An 18,173-nucleotide genomic window follows, 5' to 3' on the forward strand; every position below is an offset into this window, starting at 1 on the left:
GCTCAGGTCCCCACCTGCCGCGGGGCGGCCTCGAAGGGCGGCAGCACGACGCGCACCGTCGTCCCCCGCCCCGGCTCGGACTCGATCTCGAGGCTGCCCTCGTGGCCGCGGACGATGGCGTAGCAGAGCGACAGCCCGAGGCCGGTCCCGCGCCCCGGCGGCTTGGTGGTGAAGAAGGCCTCCGGCGCCCGCTCGACGGTGGCCGCGTCCATGCCGACGCCGTTGTCGGCCACCTCCAGCACCACGCCGGCCTCGGCAAGCCGCGTGCGCACACAAACCTCCGGCGTCTCGCGCCCCGCCTCCTCCACCGCGTCGGCGGCGTTGATGAGGAGGTTCATCACCACCTGCGTGAGCTGGTCCGGGAAGCCGTCCACCGCCGGCAGGGCGGGGTCGAGCTCGAGGCGCAGCCCGAAGGCCTTGAAGCGCCGGTCGTGCTGCATCAGGCGCACCGTGGTCCGCACCAGCCCGTTGAGGTCGAGGACCTGCCGCTCACCGGCGCGGGGCGTGGAGAAGTCCGAGACGTCGCGCGCGAGCGCCGAGAGCCGCTCCGTCTGCTGCAGGATCAGCTCCAGGTTCGCCCGCACCGCCTCGGGCAGCCGCTCCCCCTCCGCCAGGCTCGCCTGCACCAGCCCCGAGATGGCGGCGATGGGGTTGCCGATCTCGTGGACGATGCCCGCCGCCAGCGAGCCGATCGCCGCCATCTTCTCCTGCTGGAAGTACTTGCGCCGCTCCAGCTCCAGGGCCCGCTCGCGCTCGTCCAGCTCGAGCGCCATCTGGTTGACCGCCTGCTGGAGCTGACCCACCTCGTCGGCCCGCCGCACCGGAATGGGCGGACCGCGGTAGCCGCGCACGATGTCCACGGCGCGGCGCTGAAGCAGCCGCAGGTCGCGGGTCAGGCGGGTGAAGAAGGCGCCGGTGACGGCGCCGAAGAGCGCCACCCCCACCACGCCCAGCAGCAGCGAGGCGAGCGCCGCGCGGTTGCCGAGCACGCGGTACTCCTCGGCCAGCGCCCGCTGCCTGCGCGCGGTGTCGTCGGCGAGCCGGCGCAGGTCGAGCCGCGTACGCTCCAGCTCGCGCCGCAGCGCCAGCAGCCCCTCGTGGGACGGCTCCGTCACCGCCCGGCTCAGGGCCTCGCCGAGCCCCGCCAGCGCCGGCGCCACCTCGGGAAACTGCGCCACGAGGGTGGCATGGCGGCGCACCAGGTCCTTGAGATGGGCCTGGACGCGCTCGCGCGCGGCGGCGTCCATGTGGTCGATGGTGAGGAAGAGCGCCACCACGTCGCGGAACTCGGCCAGGTCCGCCTGGCGCAGCGCGCCCTCGCGCTCGTGCAGCTGCTGCAGGGCCATGAAGCGCGACAGCAGCACCTGCTTCTCGTGCAGGGCGAAGGCGGCCACCAGCGCCGTGTAGGCCACCACGAGGAAGAAGACGATGAGGCCCTTGCTGCGCAGGCTCAGCCCGCGCAGCACCCGCCGCCCGCACCGATCCGACCCGTGCCTGCGCTCAGCCTCCGGCATCGGCACCATGATAGGCCGCCTCCACGCGCCGGCGCATCTCCGGGGCGTCCCACTGCCGCGGCCCGGTCTCGCGGGCCACGATGCGCCCGTCCGGGGCCACGAGGAAGGTGTCCGGGATCGCCCGCACGCCGAGCCGCCCCTGCCACCACCGGTCCCGGTCGAGGTACAGATCGAAGGCCAGCGGGGTCTCGCGCAGGAACTCCCGCACCAGGTTGACGTCGTCGTCCACGCTCACCGCCACCACCGCGAAGCGGGCGGGATCGAGGCTGCGTGCCAGCCGCTCGAGGCTCGGCAGCTCCTCGCGGCAGGGCACGCACCAGGTGGCCCAGAAGTTGAGGACCACGGCCCGGCCGCGGTAGGCGGACGCCTCCACCGCGGTACCGTCGAGGCGCCACAACCTGCCCTCCGGCAGCACCCGCCCGGCCGCGGGATCCCCGCCGCAGCCTGCGAGGAACGCCGCGAGGGCGACGGCGAGCACCCGCCCGAGCCCGGGCACCCGCCCCCGGCCGACCTTCACCGCCCCCCCCCTGCCGGACCCCGTCGCGGCCCCGACCCGGCGGGCCCGGCCCCGGCGCCGTCCCCGCCCGCGGCCGCCTCGGCCCGCCTGCGCGCAGCCTCCAGGGCCTCGGCGATCTCCGGCGGCGGGGGGCGGCCCCAGGGACCGCGGCCGAGGCGCGCCTCCCACTCCCACAGCGCCGAGCGCGCCCGCGCGAGGTAGGGATCGTCCGGCGGCGAGAGGTGGATGTAGGTGCGCATCGCCCCCAGCGCCCCCTCCAGCTCGCCCAGCGCCTCCAGGGCCTCGGCCAGCCCATAGTAGGCGTTGGCCTGGGTGGGGCGGACTTCGATGGCGGCGCGGAAGAAGTCCCGCGCGGCCTCGGGCCTGCCGAGCCCGAGCAGCGCATAGCCCATGTTCACCTGCGCCTCGGGCAGCCGCGGCGCCAGCTCCAGGACCCGGTGGAAGGCCGTCATCGCCTCCTCGTAGCGCCGGGCGTGCAGCATCGCCACCCCCTGCTGGAAGCGGGCGTGGATCTCCGCCTGGCGGGGGTCCCGACGCGGGTCCGGCGCCTGACCGGGGCCCTTGGGGCGGGCCGCGATGCCGAGGGCCGGCGGCTCCTCGGGCAGCGCCACGGCGGCCGCCGCAGGCGCCTCCACCGCCAGCGACCGGTCGTAGAAGCGGGGCAGGCGCGCGAGCAGCCAGCCGCCCGCGGCCACCGCCGCGGCCGTGGCCAGGACCACCAACAGCCGCCTGTTCACCCGTGCCGTCACCGGCCCGCCTCCAGGGTGGCCGCCGCCCGCGCCCGCCGCCCCGCGCGCGCCAGCACCGAGAGCGCGAAGGCGAGCGCCGCCGCCAGCGCGATTCCGCCGCCGAGGGCGGTCAGCCCCAGGCCGAGGTCCTGACGGAGTCCACCCTCGGCCACCGCCGCCGCCGGCAGTTTGCGCGGCAGGTCCGCCACCGCCAGCCCCGCCACGAGCAGCGCCGTCCCGCCGCCGTAGGCCCGCGCAAGCCACCGCGCCGCCGCGGTCGTCGCCGTGATCTCCAGGATCACCGTCATCTGGGCCAGGGTCACGGCACCGATCATGGCATGGTAGTGCGCCGGCACCAGGGCCCCGTCGCCGCGGATGGCGAGGCCCAGCACGACCCCGGCGCCGTAGAGCCCGCCGGTGACCAGCGCCGCCTCCCGCCGCCCGGCCTCGGCCCGCAGCAACGCCGGCCCGAGCCGCAGCCCCGCCGCCAGCACCGCGAGCCCCGAGGCCGCCATCGCCGCGGTGTAGACCCAGGGACCGGCGCCTGCGGCCGCGCCCGCCGCCGCCGCGAACGGGGCCAGCACCGCCGCGGCCACCAGCCGCGGCCGCGCCTGCGCCCCCGCGAGCCGCTCCCAGGCCGCCAGCAGCAGCAGGGCGAAGACCGACTGCAGCACGTGCGCCGGCGCCCACACCAAGGCCCCGAGCGCCGCCCCTTCCCACCCGGGAAGCCCCCGCCCGAGCCCGGCCGCGAGGAGCGCCACCGCAAGGAGCAGCAGCAGCGCGGCGCCGCGCGCGGGACCGCGCCCCGGCCGGGCCAGCGCCGGCAGCGCCGCCGCCGCCGCACCCGCAAGCAGCAGCGCAAGCCCCGCCGCATAGGCGGGGTGCGCGACGAGGGGGAAGTAGTCCACCGCGAGCGCGGGCGCGTCGGTGAGAAGCGGCGTCAGCGCCACCAGGGCGATGCCGGCGGCAAGCAGCGCGCGGGCCACGCGACCGCCGCCCCAGACGAGGCCGGCGCAGGCCAGGAACCAGGCGCCGAGGGCGAGATCCACGTGCGCCGCGAGCGCCCGGCGAAAACCCGCGACGTCCCCGAACCACGGCGCGATCCCGGGCGTGCGGGCGAGGACCAGCGTCAGCGCGGCCAGGCACGAAAGCCCCAGGGCCGCCGCCGCCACCACCGCCCAGGCATGGAGCCCCGTGCCGGCGGCCGGGGCGTTCCCCTGCCGCTGGCCCGCCGCCGCGCCTTCGCGGCGCGGCCCCTGCGCGGGCCCGGCCCTCATACGGCCCCCTTGTGCGGCGCCTGCGAGACGAAGGGCACACCGAAGAAGGTCAGGAAGGCGAGCGCGAACACCGCCCACACCATCGCCGCCGAGAGCACGGGCCCCGGCCGCAGGGTGACGCGCGTATGCAGGGCGAAGCCGAGCGTCAGCCAGGTGAGGAACGACCACGTCTCCAGGGGGTCCCACGCCCACCAGCGCCCCCAGGCGTCCTGGGCCCAGACCGCCCCCGCCACCAGCATCAGGCTGTCGAAGACCAGGGCCACGGCCATGAAGCGGTAGGCGAGCTCGGTGAGGGCCTCGTCGGCGGGCATGGCGGCGAGCAGCCCCCCGCGCAGCCCCGCGCGGCGGGCAAGCACCACCCCGGCGACACCCGCGGCGACGAGCAGCGTGCCCTGGAAGAGCTTGCTGAGGGCCACGTGGACGTAGAGCCAGACCGTCTCGTAGGTGGGCGGCAGCACGGTGTCGTGGGCGCCCGCCCGGATCATCCATCCCAGCATCAGGTACAGCACCGGCATCACCACCACCACCGTGGGGCGCATCACCCGCAGCCAGGCGAAGGCGGCGGCGTAGGCGGCGGCGAAGCCCCAGACGCCGCTGGAGAGGATCTCGAACAGGCTGGTGAAGGGGCCGTGGCCGAGGCGCGCCCAGCGAAGCCCGAGGGAGAGGGTGTGCAGGGCGATGCCGGCGAGCAGCAGACCGAGCACCAGGCGCGCGGGCAGGCGCCGCAGGACGACGCCGGCGAGGCCTGCGGCCCCCGCCCCGACATAGGCGAGGACGGCGCCCCACAGGGCCTGGAACTCGAGGGCCAGCCGCGCCATTCAGGCCTCCCGCCAAGGGTGGCGGCGGAAGCGGGCGAGGTAGTGCCAGCCGAGGGCCGCCGCCCCCACCACCGCCGCGGCCACCAGCCACGGCAGGGTGGGATCGTAGAAGACCTGGTAGCCCATCCAGGTGCGAAGCCCCTGGAAGACCAGCACCCCGTCGGGCAGGCGCACGGACTCGCCCGGCGCGAGCTCGCGGCGCATCTCGCCCACCCGCACCACGAGACGGTAGCGGGCCGGCGGGGCGAAGCGGGCCGGCCGGTCGGGCGGCAGGACCTCGCCGTCGATGCGCAGCTGCACCCAGACCTCGGTGCGCGAGCCCGGCGGCCGCCAGGTGTTGGCCTGGCGGTACTCGTTGAGGGGATAGGCGGGCAGGTGCACCGTGCCCGCCACCGGCGGCCCGGCGTCGGGCCGCCACACGAAGGCCGGCGCGAAGCCCTTGTTGAAGGTGGTGTAGAAGCGGTAGCCGGCGACGATGAGGGGGCGGTGGTCTCCGATCACCAGCACCTCCTCCCGCCCGTCCGGGTGCCACACGCGCACCCGGTTGAAGGTCTCGCGCCGCTGCCGCCCGGGGGCGTACTCGATGGTGAAGCCCTCGTTGGCGAAGCGCACGCGGTCGAGCCGCCAGGGATGCAGCGGCCCCGCCTCATGACCGTCCAGCTCGCCCGCGAAGACCTCCCCCGAGGAGAGCTCCACCCGGCCCTTGAGGTAGGTGAGCCGCCCCGCCGCCACGAGGCCCACCACCGCCAGCAGCGCGAGGTGGAAGACCAGCAGCGCCGGGTGGCGTCGGAAGGCGGGGTGGGTGGCGACGGCGGCGCCGAGATTGAGGGCGAGCAGCGCCAGCGGCCCCACCAGCGGCCAGGTGGCGGAACCGCCGGCGGCGGAGCCGAAGCGGTAGGCCCAGATCACGCCCACCGCGAGCAGCACCAGCACCGCCAAGGTCAGCCGCAGCGAGGCCAGCCGCCGCAGCGCCCGCCAGCCCCGCCCGGCCGGCGCGCCCGCAGCAGGCCCAAGCCAGCCCCGCTCGAGGGATGCGCGTGCAGCGGCCATCGCGTCAGGGGGGGTTGTCGCAGGCCGTGTCACGCATCCAGTCCCGCCCCTTTACGCCGCTTCGCGAACCGCAGCTGGTCTCGGACCAGCTCCCGCTGGGGGCGAAGTTCACCACCTTGAGGAAGGCGTTGAGGTAGTAGGGCGGCATGGTGAAGCCCGAGTTCTTCCCGTTGCAGCCGGAGGAGCCCGGCGGCCGGTTGCCCGTCCCCCAGCCGTCGTTGCCGGTGCAGACCTCGGTCCCCTTGGGCAGCCCCGCCTCGGGGCCGACGTCGTTGAGGTTCACCAGCAGCGCCTTGTTCTTCCAGCCGTGGGGCACGGCGATGTGGCACCAGGTGCAACGCATCCTGCCGATCTTATCGGCGTGATAGGAGTGGAGGTCGCCCCTGCCGCCGCCGTAGAAGCCCGTGCGCCCGCCCCCGTCGCGGGGGTAGGTCTGGAAATCGTGGCACTTGAAGCAGAGGTCGTCGCCCTGCCCGCTGCCCGTGCCGCTGTCCCAGTCGCCCTTGAGGATGAAGTTCTTGCTCGAGCCGTGCGGGCCCCAGGGATTGCCGTCCTCGCCACCGCTGGGGACGGCGGTGCCGTTTGCGGTGGCCGAGCCGTGGCAGTCGGTGCAGTACATGGTCTGGTTGCCCACGTCGTTGTCGAAGGGCTCGAGCCAGTTGCTGGCGTCGGCGTTGCGGATCGCGGCGGTGCGGCCCGTGGGCCCCATCACGGGGTGCCAGGAGCGGTGGTTGTTGGTGTCGTAGAGGGGCGAGGCCCCGCCCTCGGCGCCGAGATTCTGGCCCTCGCCGCGATGGGCCACCGGGGCCTGGAACTCCATGGCCTGGTTGGTGTAGTGGGTCAGGCCGTTGGTGCCCGAGGGCGTGCCGCCGCCGAAGCTGCCGAGGGCCGGGCGGGTGGTGCTGGCGTCGGGGCCGCCGTCGTCGTCGTAGCCGTAGTTGGAGTGGCACTTGAGGCAGATCTGGTACTCGCGGGTGACGTAGGGGGCGCTCACCGCCGTCGAGCCGCCGATGGGGGGCACCCCCTTCTTGACCTCGAACCCGGTCGGAATCCCCGGCGGACCGAACTCCTCCGAGGCGTAGATGGGCTCCACCCCCCAGGCCCCGCGCAGGACGCCGGAGGCGAGGTTGGTGTGCAGGGTGCCGGTGGTGTGCTCGTGGGTGCCCGCCGCCGCCGGCACCGCCGGGTCGTCGTTGAAGCGGCGCGTCTTGGTCACCCGGTGGGGGTTGTGGCAGTCGGTGCACTCGGCGTGGCGGTTGGTGAGGTTGCCCTTGCCGAGCTTGGCCTGGGCCTCGGTGAAGTCCTTGTCCTCGATGTCGTGCACCTCGGTGCCCGCCGGCTGGTCGGCGTTGGTGATGGGCATGTGCCGGGCGAGGCGGAAGTCGTCCTCGATGTTCGGGACCTGGGTGGGGGCACCGCCGCCGTCGGCCGTAAGGATCGACTCGGTGGCGTTGGTGTGGCACTGGTAGCAGGTCTCCTCGATGGCCGGGTTGCCGCCGGACTTGGGGCTGGCGGTGCTGTCCGTGCCCTCCCGCGTCAGGCGCCGCGCCCCCTGCACCGTGTGCGGATCGTGACAGTTGAGGCAGCCCGCCTCCCAGACCTGGATCCCGCTCGGAAACTCGCGCAGCGCCGCCTCCGTGTCCTTGTAGCGCTCGTCGGCGACGCCGGGGTGGGCGTGGGCCGACAGGCCCCAGAGGTCACCCGCCTTGTCGTGGCAGGCGAGGCAGACGATGTCGTTGTTGAGGTCGAAGCCGCCGCTCGGCGCCCCCACCTTCTGGAAGCGGTTCAGACGCAGGAACTTGATGTTCTCCGTGGGGTCGGTGGAGCGCACGTGCGGATCGTGGCAGCTCGCGCACTGCACCTGCGCCTCGCCCGCGGGCCCGGTGGGCTCCAGCGGCACCGCCGGGTGCACCCCCGGGCCGCGCAGCCCGATGTGGCTCGCCGTGGCCGGGTCGCGAAGCTCGCCGTCGCCGGCGGCCAGGGCCGAGTCGTAGGTGAACGAGATGGGATGGTCGTTGGTGAGGTCCGTGCCCAGGTTGCGCGTGAAGCCGGTCTGGGTGCCCTGCCCCGCCGGCATCTCGCCGCCCGCACCCACACCCTGCATGGTGATGGGCTGCTGGTTCGAGGGCCCGCCCTGTCCCTCCAGCACGTTGACCATGCCGATGGCCAGGGTGCCGTCGTGGCAGGACAGGCACAGCTTCGAGCTCCCCCCCGGCTGGTTGACGCTGGCGTCCATGGAGTCGGAGCCGTAGGTGGTGTAGGTGGCGCTGGAGAGCTTGCGGTTCCAGAGCGGCGCCTTGGCCTGGGTGGCCCCGTGGGGGGTGTGGCAGAAGACGCAGATCTCGGTGGTCTCGCCGGCGGCGGCGCGCACCGTGTTGGACGAGGCGGCCGAGAGGTTGTGCTTGGTGCTGGCGATGTCGTTGACCCGGTTGGGCAGGTTCTCGTGGGCCGCCCAGGCCGCCGGCGCGAGCCCCGCCAGGACGATGCACGCCACCCACTGCAGCAACGGTCCACCCACGGCACTCACTCCCCCAGGAACTGTAGCATCACCACCCTGCCGTTGAACATATCGGCAATGTAGATGCGATTCTGAGGATCGATCCACAGTCCCGCCGGCAGGTAGAAGCGGCCCGGCGCCGAGCCGGTACCGCCGATCACCAGCAGCAGACGCCACTGCGCGTCGAAGACCAGGAGCCGGTCATAGTACGACTCCACGACGTAGATGCGACCCTCATCGTCCACCGCGACCCCCTTGGGCCGGACGAGGCTGCCGAGCACCAGGCCGCGCTCGCCGTGGACGGCGAGCGGACGTCCCTCCGGGTCGAGGATCTCGATGCGCGCGTTCATGGTGTCGGCGACATAGAGCCGGTCGCCGCGGAAGGCGAGGTGGGTCGGGAAGTTGAACCGGCCCGGCGCGGTCCCGCGCTCGCCGATCACCGCCTCCAGCCGCCCCTCGGCGTCGAAGAGCTTGATGTCGTGGGCGTGGGTGTCGGCGACGTAGAGCCGCCGGCGCTTCGGGTCCCAGGCCACGCCGGTGGGCCGCACCAGGACCCCGCGGCCCCACGGCGCCCCCGGACGACCCTCGGCGTCGAGGCGCGCGACGACGCCGAGCTCGGCGTCGGCGACGAAGACCGTGCCGTCCGCGGCCACGGCGAGCTGCGCCGGGGCCTCGAAGGGCTCGGTCGGCGTCGCCTGCCGCCACAGCGCCAAAGACGCCGCCGCCGGGTCGAAGACCCACACCCCCTGGCGGCTCATGTCCGAGACCAGGATCCGCCCCGCGGCGTCGGTGGCCACTGCCACCGGTCGCTGCAGCACCCGCGGCTGCCGCCGCCCGCCCCCGAGCCCCACGAGCCAGCGCAGGAGACGGGCGGCGCCCGACCGCGTCCGCGTCGCCGGGTCCGGCACCAAATTGTCCTCGCCCGTGAGCGCGCCGGCATAGAGGAAGCGCGGCACCTCCGGCGGCGGCGGCCACACCGGACGCTCCGCCGGGGCGAGGTCCTCGACGCCGTAGCGCATGACTTGACGGGTCTCGGCGCAGCCTGCGAGCAGGCCCGCGAGCAGGACCCAGAGCGGCCAGCGTGTCAGGGACCGCGCCATTGCAGGAGTACCACCTCGCCCTCCAGGGGCCGTGCCGCCACCAGGACCATGCCCGAGAACCAGAGGTCGCGCACGCCGGTGAGGGCCGGCACCGGCAGCCGCCGCCGGCCCGGCTCCTGCTCCGCCAGGTGCAGTGCCCCGTCGCGCCCGGCCACCGCCAGCCACCCGCCCGGCAGCGCCGCGAAGGCCACCGGATCCGGCACCCGCCCGGGTCCGAGCACCGTCTCCCAGCCCCCGTCGGGGCCGGCCCGGAGCACCGCGCCGCGCCGCCCGTCGAGGACCAGGAGCCGGCCCTGGCCGTCCAGCGCCAGCGCCGTCGGCGCCGCACCGGGAGGCAGCTCGCGGGTCTCGAGCAGCATCCCGAGGGCGTCGAAGCGGCCGATGCGGGCGAAGGCGCCGTCGGCCACCCACACGCGCCGCCCCGCCCCTTCCACCGCCACCGCCACCGGCCGCGGCAGCTCCGCGGGGGCCGAGTAGACCCGCTCCACGCGCCCGCGGCGGTCGATCCTGCGCACCCGCGAGCGCGTCGGCTCGGCGAGATACAGCGTCTCGCTCCCCGTGTACCAGAGATCGGTCACCGGCACGAGGTCCGGCACCTTCACCACCTCCGCCTCGCTGCGGAACGGGTCGAGGGCGACGATGCGGCGGCTGCGCGCATCGTAGGCGAAGACCGCGCTCAGGTTCCCGGCCGCCTCCGTGGGATAGCGCAGCCCCAGGCGCACGGCGTCGGCGCCGCCGAAGGTGGCCAGCGGCACGAGCGGCCCGCCCCCGGCCCCGGCCCCCCCCACGCCGGCGCAGCCCGCGAGCAGCGTACCGGCGAGCACCAGCGCCGCCGCGCGCACACGCCGTTCAGTACCGGCCGGGACCCGAGGTCTGGTGTCCACCGCGCACCCCGCTCTTGAGCCCCGGCCTGCCCGAGTGGCAGAGGAAGCAGTTCTCCGGACTCCAGGCGATCTCCCCGTTATGGCAGGCACCGCAGAACCTCCCCTCCGCGATCGCGGCCATGGTGATGTCGTTGGCCCCCGCCCGCATCTCGAAGCCGAGCTCCAGGTGGCAGACCCGGCAACGGAAGCGGATGCGGTGGAACCAGTGCGGGAAGATGACCGGCGGCATCCCCTCCTTCTCCGCCCGCCGGTTGATGACGACGTCGGCGTACTCCGCCTGCGCCGGCACCGCCGCGAGCGCCGCGAGCGCCACGGCCACGGCCGCCCCGCGGCGCAGCGCCCTCACCGCCCCACCATGCGCAGCCATTTCTCCTTGTCCATCCCGGGCTTCCACTGCGGCCCCGGCTCGCCCTTGAACTCCGACCGCTTGACGCTGTGGCAGCGGCTGCATTCCGTGAGCGGAAAGGCCACGGCGCCGTGGCAGCGCCCGCAGTACTCGCCCATGAGCACCGCGAACATGCCGAGCTGGGGATTGCCCCCGTACTTCGGCACGAAGATCTTCGGATGGCAGTTCTTGCAGTCCAGCCACTGCGTGTGCGGCTTGTGCGGAAAGCGCACCATGTGCATGGAGGCGGTTTCCGGAAGGACGATGTCGAGATCCAGCACCGGCATCTCGAAGTCCGGGTCGCGCAGCGAGGGCAGCGGGTCGATGTGGCCCTCCTCGAGGGCGCGCACCCAGCGCACCTGGTTGCCGGCGTAGTCCTCCGGCAGCTTGGACAGCGCCTCGGCGGGCTCCTGCAGCACGCCGATGGCGGGGCTTGCGGGATCGTGGATCCCGTCCCGGGCGAGGGGGGGCCAGTAGCGGGCGATGGCGGCGAGCGCCCCAGCCGCGGCGGCGGCGATGACCGCCGCCGCGGCGTACCGCAGGATCCGGCGTGGGGCGGGCGCGCTCACCGCCGCCGCCCCCTCACTGGGTGGTCTGGGTCCGCTGCAGGGTCATGGGCTTCTTCTTCGAGTGGCACTTGCGGCAGTCCTTCACCGGGAAGGACACCTTGCCGTGGCAGGCGCCGCACTTCTGCCCCAGCAGGATCGCCGCCATGCTGATCTGGTTCGCGCCCTTCTGCGGCACGAAGATCGCCGGGTGGCAGTTGGAGCAGTCGAGCCACTCGGTGTGCTGCTTGTGCGGATAGACCACGTCCGGCATCGAGCCCTTGACCTCGCGCACGATGTTGAGGTCCATCACGATGGGCTGGACGTTGGGGTCGAGGCGGTCGTAGCGCGGGTTGATGTAGCCGTCCTCGAGGGCCTTGACCCAGTCGACGCAGTTGCCCGAAGGGGCCTTCGGCAGGTCCGTGAAGGCCTCCTTCGGCGGCAGCAGGAGGTGGGTGCCGTCGTTCTCCGGATCGTGGATGCCGTCCTCGGGCGGTGGCGGGTTGCAGTCGGCCTCCTTCTCGAGGAGCCGGTTGAAGCGGTTGACCGCCGAGACCCGCGGCTTCGGCGCCGCCCTCGGTGCAGGGGCCGCCGCCGTGGCCTCCTTCGCCGCCGCGGCCTCGCCGCCGCCCGCGGCGCCCCCCTTGTCCGCCTCGGCCAGGCTCAGCATGTGATCCACCGCCGCCCTCACCTCGGCGTCGGTGAGCTTCGGGTTGCCCCCCTTGGCCGGCATCGCCTTGAAGCCCTTGAGGGCGTGCTCGTAGAGGGTCTTCCTGCCCTGCTGGAGGCGCTCCTTCCAGTCCTGGGCCTTGCCCAGGCGCGGCGCCCCGAGGACCCCGGCACGGTGGCAGCCGGCACAGATCGTGTCCACCACCTCCTTGCCCGTGGCCGCCGCGGCCGGACCGGCAAGCCCGAGGGCGGCGACGGCGAGGACGAAAAGTCGCAGCCTGCGCATCAGCTTCCCCTCCCTCACTTCTTGCCGCCGGCCTGGACCGGCGCCACCAACGTCTGCACCGTGCTCTTGTGGATCTGCGTCTTGAGCCCCGGCTTGCCCGAGTGGCAGAGGTTGCAGTTCTCGGGGCTCCAGGCGATCTCGCCGTTGTGGCAGGCGCCGCAGAACTCGCCGTCGATGATCTTGAGCATGTTGATCTCATTGCCGCCGGCCTTGAACTTGAAGCCCAGATCGGCGTGGCAGACCTTGCAGCGGAAGCGGATGCGGTGGAACCAGTGCGGGAAGATCACCGGGCGCATCCCCGCCGCTTCGGAGTAGTTGTTGATCACGACGTCGCCGTACTCGGCGCGCACCCCCTGCGGCAGCCCTGCGGCCACCACCAGGAGAAGCACGCCCGCGAGGCCGGCAAGCCACCGGAGCCTGGGCTTGGGCATCGTCTCTCCCTCCCTCTTGGTCACGTCGCAGAAAGCCATGATCCCTCCCGGAGATCACCTACAGGGCGCCGAAGCTTCGCCGCACGGTGAAGAAGAAGACCCACGTCCCCTCCGCATCGCTGCGCTCGCTGTAGGTCAGGCGCGCCTGGGTGTCCAGGCGACCGATGCGGTAGTCCAGCCGATTCTCCCACGAGAGGGTGTTGTCCTCGCCCTCCTTGGGCAGCGCCGGCACGAGCTCCTCGCTGGCGAGGCTGAGCGTCGAGCTGAATCGCATCCCCCCGACGCCCAGGAAACGGCCGTCGGTATAGGTGACCGAGCCCGACGAGGATGTGTCCGTGGTGACCCGGCCGGTCTCCTCGTCGCGCTGGCGCGTCGCCTGCAGCGTGAGGCTGCCGCTGAGGCCCCGCCCCGCCGCGAGCCCGCGCCCGAAGGCGAGCTGGAGGTTGCCCTGCTGGAAGAACTCCTCCTCGTCCCCGCCCGTGATGGTGCGGCTGTCGGAGAGGCTGAGGTTGACCGAGCGGCGCAGCGGCGCGCGCTCCTGCACCCAGCCGAGGCCGGCATGGTGCAGCAGCGTCCACTCGGTGCTGTCGAGCTCCTGCCCGCGCACGTCCGTGCCGCCCCCCTGCCGCCCGAGGACGCTGCCGCGCTGGGTCAGGCTCAGCTCGAGCCTGCTGTCGCGCGAGGTGGCGAAGGCCCGCCGCAGGGCATGCCCGAGGCTCAGCCGCTCCTCGAACACGGCGTCGCCGAAGCCGGGATCGCGCCGCCCAAGGCCGGTGCCGGCGTTCCAGCTGTAGCGCCAGGGACCGAGCTCGAGGGCCGCCGGGCTGTAATCCACGTCCACGGACTGGCTGTTCTCGTCGCGGGTGCTTCCATCGTCCTCGTTGCGCACCGCGCTGACGAAGCCCGTCACCGTCCACGGCCCTTCCGGCTGGTAGCGCGCACCGCCGAGGAGCGCAAACCCGCCCGTGGTCAGCGTCTCCCCGTCCGTCCCCAGCTCGGTGTCGTGGACGCGGCCGCTCAGGGTGAGGGTCAGGGGCTGCTCGCGCACCGCCTGGCGGATCGCCGCCACCGTGAGCTGGCGCACCTCGCGGAAGCGCAGCACCGCCACGCCCCCCTCCTCGGTCACGGTCTCCTCGCGCCCGGCGTTGCCCTGGGTGGTCACCGACCAGCGCGACTCCGCCGGCCGCCACAGGTGGTGCGCCTGGAGCAGGGTGTCCTCGTCGCGCTCCCCGGTGTTGCGCCGGCGCGTGCGATCGAGGCTCAGCGTCGCCCCGAGCGACTGCGTCTCCAGGCTGCGCTGCCAGGTCAGCTCGACGACGCGCTCCACGTCCTCGTCGCCCTCCACGGCCTCCTCGGTCACCTGGGTCCAGGCAAGGCCGGACAGCCTCGTCCTCTGGTCCGGCGTCGCATACTGCTGCTGCACCTCGAGGCGCGTGATCACGGTGTCCTGGGTCGCGGTGGCGTCCTGCTCGGTGCGCGTGTCGCGCCGCTCGGCCACGAGGCGGAACGGGAAGCGGCTCTGCGGGAAGACGTCCAGCCCCAGCCGCCCGGTCACCGCCTCCCCCGTGTTCTCGCTCTCGTCCGAGCTCGCGCGGATCAGCGACAGCGCCACCTCGGCATCCAGGGTGGCGAACCAGGGCGCGCGGTAGACGCCGCGGGTGCGGGCCCGCACGGTGCCCACCAGGCTGCGCGCCGAGGTCGCCTCGCCGCCGGTGCGGGTCTCGGTGAGGGTGTAGCTCACGTCACCCCCCAGCCGCGGCGGCAGGAAGGCGAGGGGGACCGCCTGCGCCGGCGCCGGGCGCCCGGCGCCCGCCGCCACCGCCGCCGCAAGAAGCCCGCGCGCCCATGCCCCCCGCCCCATTCCCGCGCCTCAGACGCCGTCGCCGCCCCCGTATACGCGCTCGTCCACCTCGATCGCGGCCTTCTCCCGCAGCCCCTCCTTGAAGCGCGTCCAGGCCGCCTCCCGCCGCTCCCGCAGGAGGAGTTCCCGCGCCCGTTCCTGCACCTGCTCGTAGGGGTTGAGGCGCGGCTCGATGCGCCCCTCGAGACGCAGGATCGCCCAGCCCTCGAGGAGCTGCACCGGCTCCGAGATCTGCCCCACCTCGAGCTTGGCCAGGGCCTCCTCCACCGGCCCGCTCAGCATGCCCCGGTGGAGATAGCCCATGTCGCCGCCGCGCCCGGCCGAGTCCGGATCCTCGGAATGCTCCCGGGCGAGCGCGGCGAAGTCCTCCCCCTCGCGGAGGCGCCGCACCAGCGCGGCCGCCTCGTCGCGCCGCTTCAGCCACTGCTCGCTCGGCGCGCCCGGATCCACCCGCAGGAGGATGAGGGAGACCCGCACCCGCTCCGGCGTCGTGAACTTGTCCGGGTGCGCGCGGTAGTAGGCTCGCACCTCCTCATCCGTCACCTTCACCGCGCCCTTGACCTCGGCCTCGAGGCGCTGCAGCCGGCTCTCCGCCTCCAGCGCCGCCTGCAGGGCGGGAAGCCGCTCCCTGCGGATGCGCTCCCACATAGGGCTGCCCTCGTAGCGCCGCGCGAGGGCCTCGATCCGGCGCGCCACCGCCTCGCGGTCGGGCCCGACGCCCCGACGCTCGGCCTCGGCGGCCAGCAGGACGCGGTCGATCAGCCGCTGCCCCACCTCGCGGCGGAAGCGCGCCATCTCCTCCTCCGGAGGCTGGAAGTGGTAGTAGCGCTCCCGCGCCGCCTGGGCCAGCGCCTGACGGTACTCGGCGATCGTGATCTCGCGCCCGTCCACGCGCGCGAAGACACCCTCGGGCAGGGCGGCCTCGGCCGCGGCGCCGGCGAGGAGAGGGAGGAGGATCAGCAGACGGCGCATGGCGTCTCTCCCACTGTGGACAAGGCCCCGACGCTAGCAGAGCCGGTGGCGCCCGGCAACGGACCGGGCATGCACGCGAAAGAGGCCGGGCGGCTCCCGCCGCCCGGCCCCGGGGCGCATGCGCTCAGCCTGCGCGGATCACTTGTTGTGGCAGGCCAGGCAGACGGCGCTGCCGGTGTTGTTGATGCGCAGGAACTGCACCGGCGACGAGCCGTCGTTGTGCGGGTCGTGGCAGCTCGCGCACTCCACCGACGGGCCGTCGCCGGCGGTGAAGGTGCGCGTGTAGAGGACCATGTCCGTCTTCTCGCGCGCGCCGGTCGTGCCCGAGCTGGTGTCGACCCAGAACACGGTGCGGCCGTTCACCGTGTTGAACTGCGCCGTGTTGAAGTCCTTGTCGTTGAAGTCGGCGCTGGTGCACGTACCGGTGCCGGTCTTGCCCTCGCAGCCGCCACCTGCGTAGGCCACGCCCACCGGGTGGTCGTTGGTGAGATCGGTCCCCAGCATCGGCAGCGGCGTACCGGCCATGGTGGTGATGCTGGTCCCCGAGATCTCGTCCCCGCTGGCGCTGTAGCCGCCCGAGCCGGGCTTGTTGATCACGGCGTCCATGGCCTGCGTGCCGTCGTGGCAGGAGAGGCAGGCGAGCGAGACCGAACCCACCGTGAGCACCTGGCCGTCGAGGGTCGAGGTGCCGAGGCTGTCGTAGGTGGTGTAGGTCTGGCCGTGGTCGAGCACGCGGTTCCAAAGCGGGGCCGAGGCGCCGGTGTCCGAACCGTGCGGGGTGTGGCAGAAGACGCAGATCTCGCCCCCCGGGATGAACTGCGCGTTGGTGCCGCTGCGGCCGTTGGAGGCGGTGAAGTCGTGCTTGGAGCCCGCGATTCCGGCGAAGGCCCCGCCGGCCACCGCGAGCGCCGCCGCGCCCGCCAGGATCGCCACCCTCTTGTGCATCTTGCTGAACATGGTCTGGTCCTCCGAGGCTGTCAGGATGCGCCCGCCGGGTTGGCTGCATCTTCCGTGCCACCCCGCACGGGCCCGCGCCTCGACCATCGATCAGCGACTTAGTCCGTCATGCCGGCACTTTCCTGCTCCCGCCCGGGAATCCCGTTCCCGAATCCGGGAAACGGGGCCGGCGTCCCTTCGCGCGCGCGGGAACCGGCGGCGCGGCAGGCTCGCGCAAGCCCGAGGGCACACGCCCGCCGCCACGCCGCCGCCGCCTCCTCCGCGCGCCCCAGGCGGGCGAGGGCGCGGCCGCGGTTGTAGTGGACCCCGGCATCGTCGGCGCCGAGGGCGACGGCGCGCTCGAGGTCGGCCAGCGCCGCGGCGGGATCCCCGGCCACGAGACGGACCGCGCCCCGGTCGGCCCACAGCCTCGCCACCGCGGGCGCAAGCCCGATCGCGCGGTCGAGGTCCGCGAGCGCCCCGGCGACGTCGCCGAGGGCGAGGCGCGCGAGGGCGCGGTTGTCCAGCGGCACCCACCACCCCGGGCGCAGGGCGAGGGCGGCGTCGTAGTCCTCGACCGCCCCGCGCAGGTCCCCGAGGCGATGGCGGATGCGGCCGCGCTCGAGCCGCGCCGGGGCGAGGCGCGGCACCCGGGCGACCGCTCGGTCCAGCTCCGCCAGGGCCTCGCGCAGGCGGCCGCGCCGCTCGAGCTGCATGGCCAGGTTGTGGCGCGCCTCCGGCAGGTCCTCGAGCGCGAGGGCGCGCCGGTAGGCGGCCATGGCCTCGTCGTGACGGCCCGCCTGGGCAAGGCCCAGTCCGTAGTTCACCCACGCGCGCGCCGAGCCGGGGGCGTGGCGCACGGCCTCGGCGTAGAGGGTCAGGTTGTCGCGCCACACCGGCAGCCGGGCGGAGGTGGAGGCGGCGAGGGCGGCGAGGACGAGCGCGCCCGGCAGCGCCACCGCCGCAGGGCGCAGCCGCCGCCACGCCCACGACACCCCCACACCCGTCACCACCCCAAGCCCCACCGTCGGCAGATACATCCGGTGCTCGAACACCAGCTCCAGCGGCACCACCGTCGACTCCACCACCAGCGCCGCCGCAAACCACAGCAGCCCGAACCCCACCCGCCGCCGCCGGCCGCCGCACCACAGCAGCCAAAGCCCCCCACCGACCCACACCACGACCCCGAGCAGCCCCACCAGCGTCGTCGGCGGCTCCAGCACCCCCCGCGAGACCGCGACCTCGTGCTCGATGGAAAACCGCTCCGGCCACGGCCACAACCACTGCCCAAGATGCAGCCCGATCACCCGCGGCTCGGTGAGAAGCCGCTCCACCAGCGTGAAACTGCGGTACGCATACCCGGGCAGGAGCCAGCCCGCAAGCGGCCCCCCGAGGGCGAGATCCCCCACCACCCACACCAGCCCCGCCACCGGCAGCGACCACACCAGCCGGTCCCGCCACGTGGCCAGCACCGCCCCCCGCCGCACCACCCCGTACTCGGCCAGCACCACCAGCACCGGACCGATCCAGGCGTTCTCCTTCGACAGCCCCCCGAACGCCAGCGCCAGCACGCTCAGCCCGTACCAGCGCCACCGCCCCGTGCGCCGTCCGCGCAGATACGCCCACACCCCGGCGATGACGCCGAGGGCGGCCATCTCCGCCATGCGCTGCACGATGTAGACCACGGCCTGGACCTGGATCGG

17 protein-coding genes are annotated in these 18,173 nt (G+C 74.1%); all 17 read right to left on the reverse strand.

The window, feature by feature from the left end; genetic code table 11:
* Positions 1-2 precede the first annotated feature (2 nt).
* On the reverse strand, positions 3-1,523 hold the full coding sequence (locus EDC57_RS10545) for a sensor histidine kinase (RefSeq protein WP_123401802.1): 1,521 nt from the start codon (positions 1,521-1,523) through the stop codon (positions 3-5).
* Positions 1,501-2,031 carry a TlpA family protein disulfide reductase gene (locus EDC57_RS10550; protein ID WP_123401803.1) on the reverse strand — a complete coding sequence of 177 codons (531 nt, stop codon included), beginning with the start codon at positions 2,029-2,031 and terminating at the stop codon, positions 1,501-1,503. The genes EDC57_RS10545 and EDC57_RS10550 overlap by 23 nt, the downstream gene beginning before the upstream one ends.
* Positions 2,028-2,780 carry a tetratricopeptide repeat protein gene (locus tag EDC57_RS10555; protein ID WP_148051456.1) on the reverse strand — a complete coding sequence of 251 codons (753 nt, stop codon included), beginning with the start codon at positions 2,778-2,780 and terminating at the stop codon, positions 2,028-2,030. The genes EDC57_RS10550 and EDC57_RS10555 overlap by 4 nt, the downstream gene beginning before the upstream one ends.
* Positions 2,777-4,036, reverse strand: a complete 1,260-nt coding sequence (locus EDC57_RS12845; protein ID WP_123401805.1) for a hypothetical protein — start codon at positions 4,034-4,036, stop codon at positions 2,777-2,779. The genes EDC57_RS10555 and EDC57_RS12845 overlap by 4 nt, the downstream gene beginning before the upstream one ends.
* Positions 4,033-4,854, reverse strand: a complete 822-nt coding sequence (locus EDC57_RS10565; RefSeq protein WP_211331957.1) for a cytochrome c biogenesis protein — start codon at positions 4,852-4,854, stop codon at positions 4,033-4,035. Before EDC57_RS10565 ends, EDC57_RS12845 begins: the two co-directional genes overlap by 4 nt.
* Positions 4,855-5,904: a cytochrome c biogenesis protein ResB gene (locus EDC57_RS10570; RefSeq protein WP_211331958.1), complete on the reverse strand. Its 1,050-nt coding sequence runs from the start codon at positions 5,902-5,904 to the stop codon at positions 4,855-4,857. It abuts the gene before it with no gap.
* A 4-nt stretch (positions 5,905-5,908) separates the two neighbouring features.
* On the reverse strand, positions 5,909-8,422 hold the full coding sequence (locus EDC57_RS10575; protein WP_211331959.1) for a cytochrome c3 family protein: 2,514 nt from the start codon (positions 8,420-8,422) through the stop codon (positions 5,909-5,911).
* A gap of 5 nt (positions 8,423-8,427) precedes the next feature.
* Positions 8,428-9,501: a 6-bladed beta-propeller gene (locus EDC57_RS10580; protein WP_123401807.1), complete on the reverse strand. Its 1,074-nt coding sequence runs from the start codon at positions 9,499-9,501 to the stop codon at positions 8,428-8,430.
* Positions 9,486-10,343: an NHL repeat-containing protein gene (locus EDC57_RS10585; protein ID WP_123401808.1), complete on the reverse strand. Its 858-nt coding sequence runs from the start codon at positions 10,341-10,343 to the stop codon at positions 9,486-9,488. The genes EDC57_RS10580 and EDC57_RS10585 overlap by 16 nt, the downstream gene beginning before the upstream one ends.
* Positions 10,344-10,350: 7 nt before the next feature.
* Positions 10,351-10,731 (reverse strand): c(7)-type cytochrome triheme domain-containing protein, encoded by a 381-nt coding sequence (locus EDC57_RS10590; RefSeq protein ID WP_211331960.1) that lies wholly within the window; start codon positions 10,729-10,731, stop codon positions 10,351-10,353.
* Complete coding sequence (locus EDC57_RS10595; RefSeq protein ID WP_123401810.1) at positions 10,728-11,339, reverse strand: c(7)-type cytochrome triheme domain-containing protein; 612 nt, start codon at positions 11,337-11,339, stop codon at positions 10,728-10,730. The genes EDC57_RS10590 and EDC57_RS10595 overlap by 4 nt, the downstream gene beginning before the upstream one ends.
* 13 nt (positions 11,340-11,352) lie before the next feature.
* Positions 11,353-12,270, reverse strand: a complete 918-nt coding sequence (locus EDC57_RS10600; RefSeq protein WP_123401811.1) for a c(7)-type cytochrome triheme domain-containing protein — start codon at positions 12,268-12,270, stop codon at positions 11,353-11,355.
* A gap of 14 nt (positions 12,271-12,284) precedes the next feature.
* The gene (locus EDC57_RS10605; RefSeq protein WP_123401812.1) at positions 12,285-12,701 is read right to left on the reverse strand and encodes a c(7)-type cytochrome triheme domain-containing protein; all 417 of its coding nucleotides are present in this window, start codon (positions 12,699-12,701) and stop codon (positions 12,285-12,287) included.
* Between the two features lie 58 nt (positions 12,702-12,759).
* A complete protein-coding gene (locus EDC57_RS10610) occupies positions 12,760-14,562 on the reverse strand; it encodes a hypothetical protein (protein ID WP_123401813.1) in 1,803 nt (600 codons plus the stop codon).
* Positions 14,563-14,571: 9 nt separating this feature from the next.
* Complete coding sequence (locus EDC57_RS10615; protein ID WP_123401814.1) at positions 14,572-15,534, reverse strand: peptidylprolyl isomerase; 963 nt, start codon at positions 15,532-15,534, stop codon at positions 14,572-14,574.
* A 138-nt stretch (positions 15,535-15,672) separates the two neighbouring features.
* Complete coding sequence (locus EDC57_RS10620) at positions 15,673-16,491, reverse strand: cytochrome c3 family protein (RefSeq protein WP_123401815.1); 819 nt, start codon at positions 16,489-16,491, stop codon at positions 15,673-15,675.
* 98 nt (positions 16,492-16,589) lie between these two features.
* Positions 16,590-18,173, reverse strand: a 1,584-nt coding sequence (locus tag EDC57_RS10625) for a tetratricopeptide repeat protein (RefSeq protein WP_148051457.1), incomplete at its 5' end; no start/stop codon positions are given.

The organism is Inmirania thermothiophila, assembly GCF_003751635.1.
Lineage (GTDB): Bacteria > Pseudomonadota > Gammaproteobacteria > DSM-100275 > DSM-100275 > Inmirania > Inmirania thermothiophila.

Bases quoted from the DNA above. Each gene is read 5' to 3' on its own strand.
- EDC57_RS10545 (WP_123401802.1), bottom strand. From the start codon at position 1,523: ATGGTGCCGATGCCGGAGGCTGAGCGCAGGCACGGGTCGGATCGGTGC.
- EDC57_RS12845 (WP_123401805.1), bottom strand. From the start codon at position 4,036: ATGAGGGCCGGGCCCGCGCAGGGGCCGCGCCGCGAAGGCGCGGCGGCG.
- EDC57_RS10565 (WP_211331957.1), bottom strand. From the start codon at position 4,854: ATGGCGCGGCTGGCCCTCGAGTTCCAGGCCCTGTGGGGCGCCGTCCTC.
- EDC57_RS10570 (WP_211331958.1), bottom strand. From the start codon at position 5,904: ATGGCCGCTGCACGCGCATCCCTCGAGCGGGGCTGGCTTGGGCCTGCT.
- EDC57_RS10580 (WP_123401807.1), bottom strand. From the start codon at position 9,501: ATGGCGCGGTCCCTGACACGCTGGCCGCTCTGGGTCCTGCTCGCGGGC.
- EDC57_RS10600 (WP_123401811.1), bottom strand. From the start codon at position 12,270: ATGCGCAGGCTGCGACTTTTCGTCCTCGCCGTCGCCGCCCTCGGGCTT.
- EDC57_RS10605 (WP_123401812.1), bottom strand. From the start codon at position 12,701: ATGCCCAAGCCCAGGCTCCGGTGGCTTGCCGGCCTCGCGGGCGTGCTT.
- EDC57_RS10610 (WP_123401813.1), bottom strand. From the start codon at position 14,562: ATGGGGCGGGGGGCATGGGCGCGCGGGCTTCTTGCGGCGGCGGTGGCG.
- EDC57_RS10615 (WP_123401814.1), bottom strand. From the start codon at position 15,534: ATGCGCCGTCTGCTGATCCTCCTCCCTCTCCTCGCCGGCGCCGCGGCC.
- EDC57_RS10620 (WP_123401815.1), bottom strand. From the start codon at position 16,491: ATGTTCAGCAAGATGCACAAGAGGGTGGCGATCCTGGCGGGCGCGGCG.